The 19,012-nt window shown below is 60.5% G+C and carries 18 protein-coding genes; 14 read left to right on the top strand and 4 right to left on the bottom strand.

Features of this window, described 5'->3' with window-relative positions; translation table 11 throughout:
* Both V6M61_RS13755 and lgt read left to right on the top strand, forming a co-directional pair.
* Positions 1-226: hypothetical protein (locus tag V6M61_RS13755; RefSeq protein WP_332777141.1), on the top strand; the 226-nt coding region annotated here is incomplete at its 5' end.
* A gap of 127 nt (positions 227-353) precedes the next feature.
* Positions 354-1,160 carry a prolipoprotein diacylglyceryl transferase gene (gene lgt, locus V6M61_RS13750; protein WP_332777140.1) on the top strand — a complete coding sequence of 269 codons (807 nt, stop codon included), beginning with the start codon at positions 354-356 and terminating at the stop codon, positions 1,158-1,160.
* A 30-nt stretch (positions 1,161-1,190) separates the two neighbouring features.
* On the opposite strand, the gene V6M61_RS13745 is transcribed toward lgt, so the two are convergent.
* The 3 genes from V6M61_RS13745 to V6M61_RS13735 all read right to left on the bottom strand — a co-directional run bounded on the left by V6M61_RS13745 (position 1,191) and on the right by V6M61_RS13735 (position 6,044).
* Complete coding sequence (locus V6M61_RS13745; RefSeq protein WP_332777139.1) at positions 1,191-2,774, bottom strand: SpoVR family protein; 1,584 nt, start codon at positions 2,772-2,774, stop codon at positions 1,191-1,193.
* On the bottom strand, positions 2,771-4,039 hold the full coding sequence (locus V6M61_RS13740) for a YeaH/YhbH family protein (protein ID WP_332777138.1): 1,269 nt from the start codon (positions 4,037-4,039) through the stop codon (positions 2,771-2,773). Before V6M61_RS13740 ends, V6M61_RS13745 begins: the two co-directional genes overlap by 4 nt.
* Positions 4,040-4,121: 82 nt before the next feature.
* A complete protein-coding gene (locus tag V6M61_RS13735; RefSeq protein WP_332777137.1) occupies positions 4,122-6,044 on the bottom strand; it encodes a PrkA family serine protein kinase in 1,923 nt (640 codons plus the stop codon).
* A gap of 19 nt (positions 6,045-6,063) precedes the next feature.
* On the opposite strand from V6M61_RS13735, the gene V6M61_RS13730 reads away from it, so the two are divergent.
* From V6M61_RS13730 to V6M61_RS13680, 11 genes are all read left to right on the top strand, one after another.
* Positions 6,064-6,342 (top strand): hypothetical protein, encoded by a 279-nt coding sequence (locus V6M61_RS13730; protein WP_332777136.1) that lies wholly within the window; start codon positions 6,064-6,066, stop codon positions 6,340-6,342.
* A gap of 285 nt (positions 6,343-6,627) precedes the next feature.
* On the top strand, positions 6,628-6,777 hold the full coding sequence (locus V6M61_RS13725; protein ID WP_332777135.1) for a hypothetical protein: 150 nt from the start codon (positions 6,628-6,630) through the stop codon (positions 6,775-6,777).
* 331 nt (positions 6,778-7,108) lie between these two features.
* Positions 7,109-7,777, top strand: a complete 669-nt coding sequence (locus tag V6M61_RS13720) for a GntR family transcriptional regulator (RefSeq protein WP_332777134.1) — start codon at positions 7,109-7,111, stop codon at positions 7,775-7,777.
* A gap of 233 nt (positions 7,778-8,010) precedes the next feature.
* The gene (locus tag V6M61_RS13715) at positions 8,011-9,483 is read left to right on the top strand and encodes a malonyl-CoA decarboxylase (RefSeq protein WP_332777133.1); all 1,473 of its coding nucleotides are present in this window, start codon (positions 8,011-8,013) and stop codon (positions 9,481-9,483) included.
* 53 nt (positions 9,484-9,536) lie between these two features.
* On the top strand, positions 9,537-10,532 hold the full coding sequence (locus V6M61_RS13710) for a Bug family tripartite tricarboxylate transporter substrate binding protein (RefSeq protein WP_332777132.1): 996 nt from the start codon (positions 9,537-9,539) through the stop codon (positions 10,530-10,532).
* Positions 10,533-10,725: 193 nt separating this feature from the next.
* Positions 10,726-11,508, top strand: coding sequence for an enoyl-CoA hydratase/isomerase family protein (locus V6M61_RS13705; RefSeq protein ID WP_332777131.1), 783 nt, complete (start codon positions 10,726-10,728; stop codon positions 11,506-11,508).
* A gap of 30 nt (positions 11,509-11,538) precedes the next feature.
* Complete coding sequence (locus V6M61_RS13700; RefSeq protein ID WP_332777130.1) at positions 11,539-13,083, top strand: malonate--CoA ligase; 1,545 nt, start codon at positions 11,539-11,541, stop codon at positions 13,081-13,083.
* 171 nt (positions 13,084-13,254) lie between these two features.
* Positions 13,255-14,412, top strand: a complete 1,158-nt coding sequence (locus tag V6M61_RS13695; RefSeq protein WP_332777142.1) for an extracellular solute-binding protein — start codon at positions 13,255-13,257, stop codon at positions 14,410-14,412.
* Positions 14,413-14,518: 106 nt separating this feature from the next.
* On the top strand, positions 14,519-15,622 hold the full coding sequence (locus V6M61_RS13690) for an ABC transporter ATP-binding protein (protein ID WP_332777129.1): 1,104 nt from the start codon (positions 14,519-14,521) through the stop codon (positions 15,620-15,622).
* A 23-nt stretch (positions 15,623-15,645) separates the two neighbouring features.
* Positions 15,646-16,584, top strand: a complete 939-nt coding sequence (locus V6M61_RS13685; RefSeq protein WP_332777128.1) for an ABC transporter permease — start codon at positions 15,646-15,648, stop codon at positions 16,582-16,584.
* A gap of 149 nt (positions 16,585-16,733) precedes the next feature.
* Positions 16,734-17,618, top strand: coding sequence for an ABC transporter permease subunit (locus V6M61_RS13680; protein WP_332777127.1), 885 nt, complete (start codon positions 16,734-16,736; stop codon positions 17,616-17,618).
* Here V6M61_RS13680 and V6M61_RS13675 read toward each other — a convergent pair.
* Complete coding sequence (locus V6M61_RS13675; protein ID WP_332777126.1) at positions 17,599-18,510, bottom strand: DMT family transporter; 912 nt, start codon at positions 18,508-18,510, stop codon at positions 17,599-17,601. The two genes, V6M61_RS13680 and V6M61_RS13675, sit on opposite strands and share 20 nt — an antisense overlap.
* A 141-nt stretch (positions 18,511-18,651) precedes the next feature.
* On the opposite strand from V6M61_RS13675, the gene V6M61_RS13670 reads away from it, so the two are divergent.
* A partial coding sequence (locus V6M61_RS13670) for a gamma-glutamylcyclotransferase family protein (protein ID WP_332777125.1) occupies positions 18,652-19,012 on the top strand: 361 nt, incomplete at its 3' end.

Raw genomic sequence — 19,012 nt, 5'->3', positions numbered from 1 at the left:
AGGCGCAAAACGCCGTCGGGGTGGCGTTGCGCAGCGTCCGTGCGCGAAGCTGTACAGCGCAGCAACGCCAATGCCGCCCTTCGCCTGGTTCGCTTCGCAGACCAACGGCTACGGGCGGCCCCCCGACAAGGCTTTGCAACGCCGCGCATGGCCTTTTTGGTTGCAACCCGAAGGGAACGTGCTTAATCGGGCGCCACTCGTTGTTGCCCGCCTTGCCCGCACATGAGTGCGGGCGGCGACGTGCGCCTAGATTGGCGCCCGATTCAGCACGTTCGCACCCCCGAAAATAGCGTTAACAGGCCCTAAAGGCCTCGTCCTGCTGCCTTGCCGGCGTGCTGCGGCACAATCACGCCATGCTGATTCATCCTCAAATCAATCCGGTCGCCCTTCAACTGGGCCCTCTGGCCATTCACTGGTACGGCCTGACCTACCTGGCAGCCTTTGGCCTGTTCTTTTTCCTCGCAACACGTCGTTTGCGACATCTGCCTTATGCCGCCATCACCGGACCCGGTGCCTGGTCACGCAAGGATATTGAAGACATCCTGTTTCTCGGGGTGATGGGGGTGGTGATTGGCGGGCGTATCGGTTACTGCCTGTTTTACAAGCCGGGTTACTACCTCACGCATCCGCTGGAGATTTTTGCGGTCTGGCAAGGGGGTATGAGTTTTCATGGTGGCATGCTGGGGGTGCTGGTCTCGCAGCTCTGGTTTGCGCGCACGCGCCAGCGGCCCTGGTTGCAGGTGATGGATTTCATCGCACCTTGTGTGCCTACCGGCCTCGCAGCCGGCCGGGTTGGCAACTTCATCAATGGCGAACTCTGGGGGCGCTTTAGCGACCCGGAGCTGCCCTGGGGCATGGTTTTTCGCAACAGCGGCTCGATGTTGCCCCGCCATCCTTCGCAGGTGTACCAGTTTCTGCTGGAGGGCTTGCTGCTTTTTGTCTTGCTGTGGTTCTACGCCCGCAAGGAACGCAAAACCGGGCAGGTGTCCGCCGCATTCCTGGTCGGTTATGGGCTGTTCCGGTTCATTGCCGAGTTTTTCCGCCAGCCTGACGATTTTCTGGGCATTCTGGCGCTGGGCATGAGCATGGGGCAATGGCTTTGCCTGCCGATGATTGCCGCAGGGCTTGCGCTCTGGGTTTGGGCCAGCAAACGCCTCTGAGCGGCATCTGAGCGCAAGACGGTTCGCCTGTCAGGAATGCAGCTGGGGGGTGACGTCCCAGTGCTGCAACACCTGCCCATGGCTGTCCACGCTTTCGAGCCGGACGTGAAAGCCCCAGAGCCGCGCAACGTGCTTGATGACCTCCTGGGCTTCTTCGTTGAGCGGCCGGTCGTTGTGTCGCGTGTGGCGCAAGGTCATGGATCGGTCGCCGCGAACATCCACGTTCCAGACCTGGATGTTGGGTTCGCGGTTGTTCAGGTCGTACTGGGACGACAAGGCTTCGCGCACATGCCGGTAACCTGCATCGTCATGGATCGCCGCCACCTCAAGCTCGCTCTCGGCGGCATCGTCAAGGATGGAAAACAGCCGGAACTCGCGCATCAGATGGGGCGACAGGAACTGCCCGATAAAGCTTTCGTCCTTGAAGTGCCGCATCGCGTGGTCCAGTGTCTTGAGCCAGTCGGAGCCGGCGATGTCCGGGAACCATTGCCGGTCTTCATCGGTGGGGTTCTGGCAGATGCGCTTGATGTCGCTGAACATGGCGAAGCCGAGCGCATAGGGGTTGATGCCACTGTAAGCCGGGTGAGTGACCGGGGGCTGGTAGATCACGTTGGTGTGTGAGCGCAGGCACTCGATCATGAAACCGTCGCTCAGCAGGCCTTCGTCGTACATGGCATTGATCAGGGTGTAATGCCAGAACGTGGCCCAGCCTTCGTTCATGACCTGGGTCTGCCGCTGTGGATAAAAGTACTGTGCGATCTTGCGCACGATACGAATCACCTCGCGCTGCCAGGGCTCCAGCAAGGGCGCATTTTTCTCGATGAAGTAGAGGATGTTTTCCTGGGGGTCTTCCGGAAAATGCAGGCGTTTTTTTTCAACTTTTTTCCCGGCCGTCTTAGGTAGTGTGCGCCACAGGTCATTGACCTGCTGCTGCAGATAGGCTTCGCGGTCCTTGCGGCGCGCCTCTTCTTCGGCCAGCGAGAGTTTTTGTGGTCGCCGGTAGCGGTCTACCCCGTGGCTCATCAGTGCATGGCAGGAGTCCAGCAGATTTTCAACTGCTTCCAGCCCGTGGTGCTCCTCGCATTCGGCGATGTAGGCGCGTGCATACACCAGGTAGTCGACGATCGAGGTGGCGTCGGTCCACATCTGGAACAGGTAGTTTCCCTTGAAGAACGAGTTGTGGCCGTAGCAGGCATGGGCCATCACCAGCGCCTGCATCGGCATCGTGTTTTCTTCCATGAGGTAGGCGATGCAGGGGTTGGAGTTGATCACGATTTCGTAGGCCAGTCCCATGTGGCCGCGGCGATAGCTTTTCTCGGTGGCGATGTACTGCTTGCCAAATGACCAGTGCCGGTAGTTCACCGGCATGCCTACCGATGAATAGGCGTCGATCATTTGCCCGGCGTTGATGACCTCGAGCTGCACCGGATAGGTGTCCAGCCCGAAGTGCCGGGCCTTGTCCGCAATTTCCTGGTGGTAGATCTCGATCAGCTCGAACGACCAGTCGGACGGACTGGGCAGGGGCTCCCGGCGGGGCTTGCCGCTGGCGGGTTCAAGATTGAGGTCGAGCTCGGCCTGCACGCCGGGGACGGTTTTCGGCTTGAGCGTTTTCATGCGCTGCTCGCCTTCTTGAACAGCTCCCGGAACACCGGGAAGATCTCGGCCGGACCGGCAATCTTCTGCATGGCGAAGTTCTGGTGGGTTTCGCGCACCACGGCGTATTCCTGCCACAGGTTCTGGTCTTCTTCGCCCACTTGCACGTAGGCAAAGTAACGCAGCAGGGGCAGCAGCTTGTCGGTCAGCAGCTCGCTGCATTTGGCCGAGTCCTGGTGCCAGTTGTCGCCGTCCGAAGCCTGGGCGCCATAGATGTTCCACTGGTTCGCCGGGTAACGCTCCTGAATGATTTTATGCATCAACGTCAAGGCGCTGGACACCACGGTGCCGCCGCTTTCGGTCGACTGGAAGAAGTCCTCTTCGGAAACCTCCGACGCCTGGGTGTGGTGGCGGATGAAAATGACATCGGTTCTCTGGTAGTGCCGTTTCAGGAAGAGGTACAGCAGGATGAAAAAGCGCTTGGCAATGTCCTTGCGCGCTTCGTCCATGGAGCCCGAGACGTCCATCAGGCAGAACATCGCCGCCTTGGTCGTCGGCAGCGGCACCTTGACCCGGTTGCGGTAACGCAGGTCAAACGGGTCGAGAAACGGTATGCGATTGAGCCGCCGCTGGAGCGCTTCAATCTGGGTTTTAAGTGCCGTGATTTCGTTGTTCGGCGTGTGCCCCTGGCGCTGCGCCAAAGCCAGCAAGGCTTCCAGTTCGTGCAGTTCGCGCCGGATATCGTTGCCCATGGCGATGCGCCGGCCGAGTGCTGCGCGCATGGAGCGCACGACATGCAGGTTGGTCGGTGTTCCTTCCGCGATGAAGCCGGCGCGCTGGTAGGTCCATTCCGGGGCATCGGGCAGGAGCTGCGTGCGGATCAGGCGCGGCAATGCCAGATCATCGAAGAAGTACTGCATGAATTCTTCACGCGTCAGACGGAATACGAAGTCGTCTTCGCCGGTGCCGTCGGGGCTGGCACTGCCGCCCGAACCGCTGCCGCCGCCTTGCGGGCGCTCAATGCGGTCGCCGCGCACATAGTCGCGGTTGCCGGGATGGACGATTTCGCGGGTTCCGCCGGGGCCATGACCAAACACCGGCTCCGACACGTCGCGCCGCGGCAGCGTGATGTCTTCGCCCTGCTCAATGTCGTGGATGCTGCGCCCACTGACCGCGCGACGAACGGCCTCGCGGATCTGCTCGCTGTAGCGGCGCAGGAAGCGTCCGCGATTGCCAATCGATTTGTTCTTGCCCGACAGCCGCCGATCGATCACATGGTGCAGCATGATGGTTTCCGATCTAACTGTGGCCGTTGCCGTTGCCGCTGGCGTGGGCGCGAGAGAGCCGGGCGCACACGCCAGCTAAGTGTCAGGAGCTTTTCCGCACCCGTAAATACCATTCGCACAGCAGTCGCACCTGTCTTGGGGTGTAGCCTTTGGTGACCATGCGGTTCACGAAGTCTTCATGCTTTTTAAGCTCGTCCGCACTCGCCTTGGCGTTAAAGGAGATCACCGGCAGCAGGTCTTCGGTGTTTGAGAACATTTTTTTCTCAATCACGGTCCGCAGTTTTTCGTAACTGGTCCAGGCCGGATTCTTGCCGTGGTTGCTGGCCCTGGCCCGCAGCACGAAGTTGACGATTTCGTTGCGGAAGTCCTTGGGGTTGCTGATGCCGGCCGGTTTCTCGATCTTCTCGAGCTCGGCGTTGAGCGCAGAGCGGTCGAAAATCTCGCCCGTGTCGGTATCCCGGTATTCCTGGTCCTGGATCCAGAAGTCCGCATAAGTCACGTAACGGTCGAAGATGTTCTGCCCGTACTCGGAGTAGGACTCCAGGTAAGCGGTCTGGATTTCCTTGCCGATGAACTCGGCATAACGCAACGCCAGGTGCTCCTTGATGTAGGACAGGTATTTCTGCTCGATTTCCGTCGGGAACTGCTCACGCTCGATCTGCTGCTCGAGTACGTACATCAGGTGCACCGGGTTGGCGGCGATTTCGGTGGCGTCGAAGTTGAAAACCTTGGACAGGATCTTGAAGGAAAAGCGGGTCGAGACCCCGCTCATGCCTTCGTCCACGCCGGCGTAGTCGCGGTATTCCTGATAGCTCTTGGCTTTCGGGTCGGTGTCTTTGAGGTTCTCGCCGTCATACACCTGCAGCTTGCTGAACAGGCTTGAGTTCTCCGGCTCTTTCAGGCGCGTCAGCACGGCAAACTGCGCCATCATCTTCAGCGTGCCGGGCGCGCAGATCGCATCGGCCAGCGAGGAATTTCGGATCAGTTTTTCGTAGATCCTGGTTTCTTCCGATGCCCGCAGGCAGTAGGGCACCTTGACAATGTAGATGCGGTCCAGGAGGGCCTCGTTGTTCTTGTTGTTTTTGAAAGCCTTCCACTCGCTTTCGTTGGAATGCGCCATCACAATGCCATCGAACGGAATGGCACCCAAGCCCTCGGTGCCCTTGAAGTTACCTTCCTGGGTGGCGGTGAGCAGCGGGTGCAGCACCTTGATGGGGGCCTTGAACATCTCGACGAATTCCAGCAGGCCCTGGTTGGCCAGGCACAAGCCACCGGAGTAGCTGTAGGCATCCGGGTCGTCCTGGGCATAGGTCTCCAGCTTGCGGATGTCGATCTTGCCGACCAGCGAGGAGATGTCCTGGTTGTTTTCGTCACCGGGCTCGGTCTTGGCGATGGCGTGCTGTTTCAGGATGGAGGGAAAGCGCTTGACCACGCGGAACTTTCTGATATCACCGCCATACTCTTCAAGACGCTTCACGGCCCACGGCGACATGACGCGCTCTATATAGCGGGATGCGATGCCGTACTGCGTCTCCAGCACTCGGCCGTCTTCGCCATGGTTGAACAGGCCCAGCGGCGACTCGTTGACCGGTGAGTCTTTCAGCGCATAGAAGGGCACTTTCTCCATCAGCTGTTTGAGCCGTTCGGCGATGGAGGACTTGCCGCCACCGACCGGCCCGAGCAGGTAGAGAATCTGCTTTTTCTCTTCCAGGCCTTGCGCGCCATGGCGAAAGAAGGCCACAACCTGCTCGATCGGGTCTTCCAGTCCGTAGAAGTCGCGGAAGGCCGGATAGACCTTGACGACTTTGTTGCCGAAGATGCGCGACAGGCGCTGATCATGGCGTGTGTCGATCGCCTCGGGCTCACCGATGGCGGCGAGCATGCGTTCGGCTGCTGTGGCGTAGGCGAGAGGGTTGCGCTTGCAGAGTTCGAGGTACTCTTCGATTGACAATTCCTCTTCGCGCGTTTGTTCGTAGCGCGTCAGAAAGTTACGGATGACATCCATAAAACCTCCTTTGAGTGTCGTGGCTGAAGCATTCTTCACCTCAAGCTTACGATCAGTTCAACGTTACTGCAAGCACGAGCGAAATGCCTTGCCGCGTGTGTCGTTTGTTTATATGCTTATCGATCAAGTTGCCGTGGAAAAGTTCTCGCGTGTTTGCCGCCAGCAAGGCGTACGCCAGCTATCCTCGCAACAGGGTGTCCTCGCTCGTGGCCGCGCCATGCTGGTTTCAGGGCGGACGTGTCATGCAAGCCTTGTCATGATCGACTTTGCAGGTGCAGCGCCCTTGCTGGCGCATTGACGGGCTTGCTTGGTGTGGCGCATCAAGACATCTGGTTTGCTGCTGCCGGGTCGTCATGTGCAAGCTTTGCCGCAAACCTCTTTCGCGTTTTCAGGATCTGCAGACGTTTCGCGTATTTCAGGCAGGCTCGAAACACAGCCATATAACCTTCCTTGACACCCCCTTGATTTTGTTGAAAAACAAGGGGCCATAGTGGTTAAACCTAGAAACCGCAGTTGACCGCTCATATTCCGCTGGCAAGACCGCATGAACACACACTTATTCGCTCACGCGAGAGTTCGCCTTTTGGGTGACAACGCTACGCACCCGATTGAGCCGCCCTGGCGCGTGCTGGCGGCGTTGCTCCTCCTTGCAGGCATCAGCCTGCTGCCTCGTCGCGCCTTGCCAGCCCACCCCATGACGGCCCACTCGGGCGCGTCCAACTGCCGTTTCTAGGTTAAAAGGGGCAAAAGCCTGATGTCCAGGTGGTGCGCTGTCTGTGTTGCCCGCTCAAGCCGCCGATGCGTGCGTCAAGACTTGCCTTGCTGGCGCGGCCATCCGTGCCGCCCACGGGTTTCTACCAGCCAACGGGGTCCGAATTCACTTGCTTTTATGGTGAAATGATTTAATAATTATCTGTAATTACATGAAATAACAGCCCGATTTCTCCCGGGTGAAGAGGCTGCGGAGTAATACCGAGTGAGTAATGCCTCTAGGGGTAAGGGCAAAAGCGTAGTTAGCCGGGTCCAACCGTTAGCAATCAAGGTCAGCAACACAGTTCGTCGTCATGCGTCTTGTTCAAAGTTCATTGCACCAGGAAGTCGCCGCAACGCTGCGCGAGCAAATTTTTGCGGGAAAACTGGCGCCTGGCATGTTTCTGGATGAGGTGGCCTTGTGCGAGAGCCTGAAAATCTCGCGCACACCGCTGCGCGAAGCGCTCAAGGTGTTGACCGCCGAGGGCTTGCTGCGGCATGAGCCGCGGCGCGGGTGTTTTGTCAGCGAAGTCACCGAGCAGGATCTGGATGAAATTTTCCCGGTGATTGCGCTGCTGGAGGGGCGTTGTGCCTTTGAAGCGGCGCGCAATGCCACGGACGCAGACCTGGCGGCGCTGACCACCCTGCATGAGCGGCTGAACAATTATGCGCAGGCGGGGCGCATCAACGATTACTACGATACGAACTTTGCCATCCACGAAGCCATCATCATGCTGGCCAACAACCGCTGGCTGTCCCAGGCCATTGCAGATTTGCGCAAAATCCTCAAGCTGGCCCGCTCGCAGCAACTCCACGCGCCGGGGCGGCTGGCCCAAAGCCTGTCCGAGCACATGACGGTATTTGCGGCCCTCAAGAGCCGCGACAGCGAGGGCGCCGAAGCGGCCATGCGCACCCACCTGCTGCGCCAGCGCGAGGCCCTGCGCGAGTTGGCGCGCGCCCAGAAGAGCAGGGTGCTGGCATGAGCCGCCGGGCCGCTCCCAAGGCGAATGCCGTAGCGCATGGCGCGAAGGTTGCCCAATGAGCCGCCGGGCCGCTCCCAAGGCGAATACCGCAGAGCGTAGCGGGGAGGTTACCCAATGAGCTGTCTGGCAAAGGGCCCCAGCCTGCTGGGGATAGTCAGTAAAGCGAAGGCCGACATGAGCCGGCACCGGCGCGCCATCAGTTTGCGCCATCACATCGCACCGGAGGCAAAGCCATGAATGCACCAGACTGGATCACCCGCAGTGTTTCAAAGCTGCGCCCACCCGAAAAATCCGAGTCAAAAGTGGCTTTAGCCCAGGCGGACAGTGCGCAAGCAGCTACTAAATCAGTAGCAAATGGCCCCACCACCCGCAGCACCCGCGAGCGCCTCAAAGCCACGCTGCGGCACAAGGAGGAAGCCCTGTCGCCGCGCGTATTGCGCCGTACGCTGGAGGAGTTGAGGGCGATTGTGGATCCGCAGGTGAGCGAGGTTGAAGGCGGACGCCGGGCCAAAGGCGTCGCTGGCTGGTATGCCGGCGCCGAGTTAAACGAGCGGCGCGACATGTGGCTTCTGATGAGCGAGCAGTTCGTCGCCGATGCGCAAAAAGTCAAGCTGGCGCAAGCCCAGTTTGCTGCCGCGGTAGGAACGCCCGATGAGGCCGTTGCCGAGGTGCGCTATCGCCGCGCCACGGTGTCGCCGCGCAGACGCTTGCTGCAGCGCTTTAGTGCATTTCCTGAAGGGTTCCGGTTTCTGGTGGATATGCGCGCCGACATGCTGCCTTACCTCAAGGCGGACAAGCGCCTGCAGGCGCTCGATGTTGAAATGGAATACATGTTCTCGACCTGGTTTGACGTGGGTTTTCTGGACCTGCGTCGCATCAGCTGGGATTCGCCTGCATCCCTGATCGAAAAGTTGATCAAGTACGAGGCGGTGCATGACATCAAGAGCTGGGCCGATGTGAAAAACCGGCTCGACAGCGACCGCCGCTGTTATGGTTTTTTTCATCCCCGCATGCCGGATGAACCGCTGATCTTTGTCGAAGTGGCCTTGATCGATGAGATGGCGTCCGGCATCACGCCGCTGCTGGACGAGTCGGCCGCGCCGGCAGACTTGAAAAAGGCGACCACGGCGATTTTTTACTCCATCAGCAACACGCAAACCGGCTTGCGCGGCGTGAGTTTTGGCGACTCGCTGATCAAGCGCGTGGTGGAAACCTTGCACGCTGAATTTCCCAAACTCAAAACCTTTGCCACCTTGTCGCCGATTCCCGGTTTTCGCCACTGGCTGGGCAAGAACGCCGGCGCCATGCTGGAACAACTCGATGAGAAAGAGCGTACGCTGCTGGGCCGGGCCGTGGGCTTTGAGCCGCCAATGGCACAGCATTTCCTCACGGCGGCAGACACCGCGCCCATGCTGGACGAGAAATCACCGGTGCGCCGCATGCTGTTGCGCTGCGCGGCGCACTACCTCGGCCGGGTGCTGGAAGAAGGCAAGCCCATGGATCCGGTGGCGCGGTTCCACCTGGGCAACGGCGCCCGCATAGAGCGGCTCAACTGGATGGGCGACCCGTCCCCGAAAGGCCTGAAGCAGTCCTGCGGCCTGATGGTGAATTACCTCTATGACCTCAAACGTTTGGACAAGCACCGGGCGCAGCTGTTGCAGGGCAAAATCCCCGTTTCGGGTGACATTGAGAATTTGTATATTTAAATTTCCCAGATTCGGTTCTTGCTTGATTTCGATTTAACAACGACGGAGACACAATGATTGACGACTTTGACATGAAAGCTTCCCGGCGCAATGTGTTGCGCGCAGCCGCGGCAGGGGTGGCGGCCTGGTCCATCGGCAGCCATGCGCAATCACCCTGGCCCGCCAAGCCGGTGACCGTGGTGGTTCCCTTCCCGGCCGGTGGCGGCACCGATGCGTTTGCACGCCCGCTGTCAGCCCAGTTTGCCAAGATCACCGGCAAGCAGCTGATCGTTGACAACCGGGGCGGCGCGGGCGGCACGCTGGGCGCCAGCATCGCAGCCAAGGCGCAGCCTGACGGCTACACGCTTTTCATGGGCGCGGTGCACCACGCGATTGCACCGTCTATGTATCCCAAGCTCGATTACGACATCGAAAAAGACTTCGTGCCCCTGGCCTTGCTGGCCAACGTGCCGCAGGTCCTGGTGGTCAATCCGAAAAATGTTCCCGGTGACTTCAAGTCCTTTCTGGCCCAGGTCCGCAGCAAGCCGGGCCGGTTCAATTACGGCTCCGCCGGTGCGGGCACCTCTCACCACCTGGCCGGTGAATTGTTCAAGCAGCAATCCAAAACCTTCATCACCCACATTCCCTACCGCGGTGCCGGGCCTGCGCTGCAGGACCTGATCGCCGGCAATGTGGACATGATGTTCGATGGTTTGGGCTCTTCGGCGGCTCATATCAAGGGCGGCCGCATCAAGGCGCTGATGGTGTCGGGCACCAAGCGCAACCCGGCCTTCCCGGACGTGCCCAGCGCGGCTGAACTGGGCCTGCCCGAATACACCGTCACTACCTGGTATGGCATGTGGGCGCCCAAAGGCACGCCAGCCGATGTGCAGGCCCGCATTGTGGAAGACCTGCGCCGGGCCGTCGCTTCGGACGAGCTCAAGGCGGTCTGGGCCAGCAACGGCGCCGAGTTTGGCAACCTGACGCCACAGCAGTTCGGGGCTTTTGTCGGCGCCGAAGTCAAGCGCTGGGCCGCGGTCGTCAAGAGTTCGGGCGCCAAACTTGAATGAGTATGGCCCCCACGCTCGTCACTTCGTGTGCCTTCGGCGTTGCGCTGCCCCTTTCACCACGAAAAGGGGCTGAACTTGCTCGGGGCGGCCCTTCGCGGCGTTCGGTGGCCTCTACGCTTTTCACCTCGTGTAATGCGTTTCCCCCTCGAATGGGCTCAGGCCTGTTTGACGTGGCCCTGCGAAAGCCTGGGCCGTGACCGGGCAGGTTCAACTCCGCCACGAGGGCTCGCTGGCCGTGGTGACGCTGTCCCATCCGGGCAAACTCAATGCCATGTCGCGTGCGATGTGGCGGGCGCTGCGTACCGTTTTTGAAGGCATTCAGGCCAGCGCGGATGTGCGCTGCGTGCTGATCCGGGGTGATGCGGGGCATTTTTGCGCGGGTGGCGACATTGCCGAATACACCGGCTTCCGGTTCAGCGAGGGCAGCCTGCGCGACTTCCACGAAAACGATGTCTGGGGTGGCCTGCAAGCCATGCTGGACTGCGATGTGCCTGTGGTGGCGCTGCTCGAAGGCAACTGCATGGGCGCCGGGCTGGAGATCGCCAGCTGCTGCGATATCCGCATTGCCGCTCAGTCGGCCCGGTTTGGCGCGCCGATTGCCAAGCTCGGGTTTCCGATGGCGCCGCGCGAAGCCGCCCTGGTCCTGCGCACCGTGGGTGCACTGACCGCGCGCGAGATGCTGTTGCAAGCCGCCGTGCTGGATGCGCCCGCCATGCTGCAGCGCGGCTTTCTCAACCAGGTGGTGCAAGACGGCCAGGCCGCGGCTGCGGCGCTGGCCGCCACGCAGCGCATCGGCCAGCTCGCGCCCCAGGCTGCACGACTCAACAAACAGACATTCAGGGTCTTGGCCCTTGCACAGACTACGCCAATAGCTCCTGATTTGATAGCAAGTTGCTACCGCTACGCCGACTCGGCCGAACACCGTGAAGGGGTGAGCGCCTTCATTGAAAAACGATCACCCCAGTTCCCGCGCTGAATCCCCGACGACCCAACCCCACCCGAACCCATGAAAAACCAGAACCTGTTTGCTGCATTGCGTGCGGCCTTTCCCGAGTCATCTCCCGAGTCATCGGCCGCCACGCTGGACACCACTGCGATTGAAACCGATAACGGCCTGACTTACTCCTGGCGCGACCTGGAGCGGGCAACCGCCATGATGGCCAATCTGCTCGCTTCACTGCGGCTGCCGGCAGGCGCCCGCGTGGCGGTGCAGGTCGAAAAGTCGGTGGAAGCCGTGATGCTTTACCTGGCAACGCTGCGGGCGGGCTATGTGTTTTTGCCGCTCAACACCGCTTACCAGAGCGCCGAGATTGAGTACTTCATCGGCAACGCCGAGCCGGCCGTGGTGGTGTGCAGCAGCAAAAACTTTGGCTGGGTCAGCAAAATTGCGTTCAAGGCGGGCACCCAAAACGTCTTTACCCTGGATGACGACCGCACCGGCTCGCTGTTGGCGCGCGCGGCCCACTGCAGCGACCAGCACGAGGTGGTGGCCCGCCAAGCCGATGACCTGGCCGCCATCCTCTACACCAGCGGCACGACCGGACGCAGCAAGGGCGCGATGCTCACGCACGGCAACCTGCTCAGCAACGCCCTGGTGCTCAAAGAGTACTGGGGCTGGAAACCGGGCGATGTGCTGATCCATGCGCTGCCGATTTTTCATGTGCACGGCCTGTTTGTGGCCCTGCACGGTGCGCTGATCAACGGCAGCAAGATGATCTGGCTGTCAAAGTTCGACCCGAAGCTGGTGCTGCAAAAACTGCCCGAAGCCACCGTGTTCATGGGCGTGCCCACGCTGTATGTGCGCCTGCTGGCCGAGCCGGGCCTGAACCGAGAAGCCTGCCGCAACATGCGCCTGTTTGTGGCGGGCTCGGCCCCGCTGCTGATAGAAACCTTCAACGAATGGCAGCAGCGCACTGGCCACACCATTCTGGAGCGTTACGGCATGAGCGAAACGGCCATGCTGACGTCCAATCCTTACCAGGGCGGTGAGCGGCGTGGCGGCACCGTGGGGTTTGCGCTGCCCGGCGTCAGCCTGCGTGTGCAGGACGAGGCGGGTCAGAGCCTGCCGGTGGGCGAGATTGGGAGCATTGAGGTCAAAGGGCCGAATGTGTTCAAGGGCTACTGGCGCATGCCCGAAAAAACCAGGGAGGAGTTCACCGCCGATGGCTATTTCAGGACCGGCGATGTGGGCAAGATCGATGAGCGCGGCTACATCACCATTGTCGGGCGCAGCAAGGACCTGATCATCAGCGGCGGCTACAACGTGTACCCGGCCGAGATCGAGGACTACATCAATGACATGCCGGGCGTGGCCGAGAGCGCGCTGGTGGGCGTACCGCACCCCGATTTCGGCGAGGTGGGGGTGGCGGTTGTGATTGCCAAGCCGGGGGCGACGCTCAGCGCCAGCGCCATCGTCGCCGGGCTCAAGGCCAAACTGGCCAACTTCAAGATTCCCAAGCAATGCTTTGTGGCCAGCGAACTGCCGCGCAACACCATGGGCAAAGTGCAGAAAAACGTGTTGCGCGAGCAGTACAAAGCCCTGTTTTCCTGAACGAGGACAGGCGCCAACAGACTCCAAGAGGCCGGTAAACCACCCTCGACCCTCCGAAATGGCGTTTTAATGCATCACCGGCGGCCTGTTGAGGGCGTCTGCTTCATATAATTCGCGCTGTTTTCCCGTTTTCCTGTTTCCTCATCCAACCTTGACGGAGTCATGAACATCATGAAAAAGTATTTGTGGGTCTTTGCGCTTTCGGCCATGACGCTGGCAGCTTGCGGCAAAAAAGAAGAAACGCCAGCTCCGGTGGCAGCACCTGCGGCTGCGGCCAGTGCGCCGGTGGCCGCCAATACTGAAGAAAAGGTGTTGAACATCTACAACTGGCCGGACTACATCGCCAAGGACATGACGGCCAATTTCGAGAAGGAAACGGGCATCAAGGTCAACTACCAGACCTTTGAAAACAACGAAGCCCTGCACGCCAAACTGGTGGCGGGCAACACCGGTTATGACCTCGTTGTGCCGGGCGCCGTGTTTGCCAAGCCCCAGATCGACGGCGGTTTGCTGATGAAACTGGACAAGGCCAAGATTGCGAACTACGGCAATCTGGACCCGGCCATCATGGGCAAGCTGGGCGCGATCGATCCCGGCAATGCCTATCTGGTGCCCTGGGCCTGGAGCTTTACCACCGTGGCGGTCAACAAGGGCCAGGTTGCCAAGGCGCTGGGCTCAACCCCCATGCCGGCCAACGTGTGGGAGCTGGTGTTCAACCCGGTCTATACCGCCAAGCTCAAGTCCTGCGGTATTGCCTATCTGGACTCGCCCACCGAAGTGTTGCCCCCGGCCATGCACTACCTGGGTAAAAACGCCTACTCCAACGACGCAGCAGACCACAAAGCCGCCGGCGAGATGCTGGCCAAGGTCCGCCCGCATATCCGCATGTTCTCCAGCACCATGATCGATGACCTGGCCGGCGGCAAGGCCTGTGTGGCCCTGGCCTGGGCCGGTGACGTGAACATCGCCCGTGCCCGCGCCATCGAAAACAAGAGTGGCAACGACATCGAGGCCTTGCTGCCCAGTACCGGCGGCCTGATCTTCTTTGACACGCTGGCCATTCCCAAAGATGCCAAGCACCCCAACAACGCGCTGGCCTTCATCAACTATTACCTGCGTCCGGAAGTCTCGGCTTCACTGACCAACGAACTGAGCTACGCCACCGCCAACAAGGCCAGCCTGGCCAGCGTGAAGCCCGAGATTGCGCAAAACAAGGCAGCTTTCCCGGATGCCGAGAACCTGCAAAAAATGGTTTCGCCAGCCAGCTTCAGCAATGAGGCGCGCGAATCCATGAGCAATGTCTACACCCTGTTCAAAAAGGGCAAGTAAGTCTTTTTTACCTCCTACCGAGACCGGCTTGATAGCCAGGCTGTGCATGCATTCCTTGTGTGCGCAGCCTTTTTCATTGTGGTTTTGATACCTGGAACTGCCCCTCATGAATCTGCCTGTATCGTCTGGCGATGGATTTTTAAGAACTGAACGGCTGGTCAAGCGCTTTGACGATGTGGCGGCGGTCGACGATGTCTCACTGTCCATTCAGAAGGGCGAGATATTTGCCTTGCTGGGCAGCTCGGGCTGTGGCAAATCGACCTTGCTGCGCATGCTGGCAGGCTTTGAAAAACCGACCTCGGGCACCGTGATTCTCAATGGGGTGGATATCGCGTCCCTTCCGCCTTACGAGCGGCCCATCAACATGATGTTCCAGTCGTACGCGCTGTTTCCGCACCTCAGCATCTGGGACAACATCGCCTTCGGGCTCAAGCGAGAAGGCATGCCGCGTGACCAGGTCGCGGTGCGCGTGGAGGAGATGCTCAAGCTGGTGCAGCTGGGCGCCTTGGCCAAAAGAAAGCCGCACCAGCTGTCGGGCGGCCAGCAGCAGCGCGTGGCACTGGCACGCAGCCTGGCCAAGAAACCGCAGCTGCTGCTGCTCGACGAGCCTTTGGGCGCGCTGGACAAAAAGCTGCGCGAACAGACCCAGTTCGAGCTGGTCAACATCATTGAAACGGTGGGGGTGACCTGTGTGATGGTCACGCACGACCAGGAAGAGGCCATGTCCATGGCCTCACGCATTGCGGTCATGAGCCAGGGCCGGGTGCTGCAGGTCGGCACGCCCAAGGAAATCTACGAACACCCCAACTGCCGTTTCGTGGCCGACTTTATCGGCAACGTCAATCTGTTCGACGGCCACCTGAGCGCCGATGCGGTGGATTACTGCGAAGTGACGACCGACGTGGGCGTGGTGAGCGTGGGCCATGGCATCAGCGGCAGTTTGGGCATGCCGCTTTCCGTGGCGGTGCGGCCCGAGAAGATCCAGATTTCCAAAACCCGGCCCGAAGCCAGCCAGAACCTGTTTTCCGGCAAGGTGCGCGAGATTGCCTACTTTGGCAGCTACAACACCTTTATTGTGGAGATGGACGGCGGGCATAGCGTCAAGATCACCGAGACCAACACCGCCCGGCATGGGAGCAATGCCATCACCTGGGAAGACAGGGTGTTTTTCTGGTGGGATGATTCTGCCCCCGTGACGCTGACGCAATAGGTCAACAGGTAATAGGTCGTGCGATGAAACCCTTCCCCTGGTTGCCGTTCAAGCCCGGACGGCGTTTTGTGATCGGCTTGCCCTTTGTCTGGTTGGTCGTGTTTTTTGTATTGCCCTTTCTGATCTTGCTGCGCATCAGCATCACGGACATGGGCCATGGCGTGGATCCGTTTGCGCCCCTGGTCGAGGCGGTTTCCGGCTCCTGGCACGTCATCCTGAAGTACGAAAATTACCTGTCCATTTTCAGGGACTCGGCGCAAGGCGTGGAGGGCGTTCTGGGCAACACCATCTACATGGATGCCTACAAGACCTCGCTCAAATACGCCTTCCTGACCACGGTGCTGTGCCTGCTGATCGGCTATCCGTTCGCCTACTTTATTGCACGGGCCAAGCCCACCATCCGGCCGGCCCTGCTGATGATGGTCATGCTGCCGTTCTGGACCTCCTTTTTGCTCCGGGTCTATGCCTGGAAAGGCATCCTGGCCGATCAGGGCGTGCTCAACAACCTGCTGCTGCGGCTGGGCCTGATCCAGGAGCCCATCACCATGCTCTACAGCGATGTCTCGATGCTGGTGGGCATGACCTATGTGTACTGTCCCTTCATGATCCTGCCGCTGTATGCCACCCTGGTCAAAATGGATTTCCGCCTGCTGGAAGCCGCGTACGACCTCGGGGCCAGCGCCTGGAAAGCCTTCTGGCTGATCACCGTGCCGCTGAGCAAGTCCGGCATCGTTGCCGGCGCCATGCTGGTGTTCATTCCCAGCGTCGGTGAGTTCGTGATTCCCTCCCTGCTGGGGGGCGCCGAGAACATCATGATTGGCCGGGTGGTCTGGGATGAAATGTTCAGCAGCAACAACTGGCCGCGCGCGGCGGCCTTGTCGATTGTGATGATCCTGCTGATCCTGGTGCCGCTGGCGCTGTACTACCGCTACGACGAGCGCAACGCGCCGGCGGAGGCATGAAGTGAAAGACCACCCCCGAAGCGCCTTCGGCGCCTCCCCCTCAAGGGGGCGCCACCAGCGGCCCGGCAAAGCCGGTTCCGCGATGGCCCGCGCATTGCGTTGCAGCTTTCATGCGGCATGGGTGACGCGTAGCGTCGTGGAGAACTGAGATGAAGACTCTGCTACGGTTTGCGGAAAACAACTTCGGGCGCGTCTGGCTGGTGCTGGTGTACCTGTTTTTGTACCTTCCGCTGTTTTTCCTGATTGTTTTTTCCTTTAACAGCACCCGCCAGGATGGCGTCTTCACCGGCTTTTCGTGGCGCTGGTATCAGGCCCTGCTGGAGGACTCGCGGCTGGTGGAGGGCTTTTTCCTGTCTCTCAAGGTGGCGCTGATCACGGGCACGCTGTCTGCCACGCTGGGCGCTTTTGCCGCCTTTGTACTGGTGCGCTACACCCGCTTCAGGGGGCGAACGCTGTTTTCCGGGCTGGTCAACGCGCCGCTGGTGATGCCCGAAGTGATCATTGGCCTGTCATTGCTGCTGTTGATGGTGGCGGTGCAGCGTGCCATCGGCTGGCCCGAGCGCGGCATGATCACCATTGTGACGGGCCACACGCTGCTGGGCATGGCCTATGCCACCGTGGTGATCCAGTCGCGCCTGCGCGAGATGGACCGCTCTATCGAGGAGGCCGCCATGGACCTGGGCTGCCGGCCCATGCAGGTGTTTTTCCTGGTTACCCTGCCCAATATCGCGCCGGCCATGGTGGCCGCCTGGCTTCTCACGTTCACCCTGTCGTTTGATGATGTGGTGATCTCCGAGTTTTTGTCGGGCCCCGGCGTGACCACCTTGCCGCAGGTGATTTTCAGCTACGCACGGCGCGGCGTGAACCCGTCGATTTATGCGGCCGCCACCATTCTGATCAGCATTGTCACCACCGGCATCGTGATCTACAGCCTGTACGTGATGCGCCAGCAAAGGCGGCGCGAGCGTGAAATCAATGCAGCGGCAAGAACAGGGCAAAACCCCTTGCCGTTGACTACTTCTGCGGCAAAGTAGCCAGCGCCACGCCCACCAGGGCCACGGCAAAAGCGCCCAGCTGGGCCCCGCCCAGCGTTTCACCCAGCACCAGCGTGCCGACCAGCGCGGCGCTGATCGGCAGCATCACGGTGAACACCCCGGCCTGGTTGGCCGGCACCCGTTTGAGACCGGTCATCCACAGCCAGACCGTCCACACGCTGGCGGCCAGCGCGTAAAACACCAGCAGCAGCCAGCTGGACGCGGCCACCGCCGAAAAATCGAAGTCCCAGGCCACCCACAGGCCCAGCGGGGTGACCAGTGCAAAGCCCCAGAGGTTGATCAGTGCGGTGATGCGCTTGGGGCTGAGTGCGCCGGTGAGTTTTTTGCCGATCACCGCGTAAGCGGCCTCGCACAGCACGGCGCCGATCAGCAGCAGATGGCCCAGCCACGCATTTCTTGAAGCCAAATTGGCCTCCAGCCCTTGATTTATTTGGGCAGGCAGCTCATTTTTTGATAGCGAAACCAGGGTGATCCCGGCGACGGCGCAGGCCACGGCACACCACACGCGGGCGCTGATGCGCTCGCGCAGGAAGAGCCAGCTCATCAGGGCCACGGCCGCAGGGATGGAGGCCATGATCACGCCGGCCGCCACGGCGCTGGTCATGCTCACGCCGAACAGCATGCAGATGGAAAACAGGAAGTTGCCCAGAAACGACTCCAGAAACACCAGTTTTCTCGTCTGTGCTGTCATGGGGGGCTCATCGGCCGGCTTTTTGAGCCAGTGCAGCATGGCCAGCCCGCCAATGCCAAAGCGTAGCCAGGCCAGCAGGAAAACGGGGAGGGCCGCCACCAGCGGTTTGGACAAGGCGACATAGGCGCCGACCAGAGACATGCCGAGCGCTAAACAGGCATACGCCACAATCCGGTTCATTAAACTTGGCTTTCTTGTCTTCTGTCTTGTGATGCGCCCAGTGGTTTTGAAGTGTTCATGCCACGGCGGTTGATGAGCCTTAAGGAGACTCCATAGGTCTGAGACTGCCCGGAATCATGCCTTAATTCCACGCCTGAAATGATGCCGACCACCCCCCGTTATGTATTTGTCTACGGCACGCTGCGCCGCGGTGAACAAAACGACATCACACGCATGCAGCCGGCGCCGGAATTTGTGGGTCTGGCCCATGTGCCGGGCGTCCTGTACCACTTGGGCAGGTATCCCGGCCTGGTGCTGGGCGGGCCAGCCCGGGTATTGGGTGAGGTGTATGCCATCACGCCCGCGCTCGAGCGCCAGCTCGACCAGATTGAAGACGTCTGGCCGCAAGCCAGCGGTGAGTACGCCAAACGCGAGATCCTGGTGCATCTGCTGGATGCCGGTGATGCCAGCGGCGCCCATCCTGCCCGGCTGCACTGCCTCGTCTATGAAATCCATCCGTCCC

Origin of the sequence: Polaromonas sp. (assembly GCF_036676035.1) — a bacterium.
Classification (GTDB): Bacteria; Pseudomonadota; Gammaproteobacteria; order Burkholderiales; family Burkholderiaceae_C; genus Polaromonas.
Note: the sequence above shows the minus strand (reverse complement) of the source record. Positions and strands in the feature narration are given on the sequence as shown.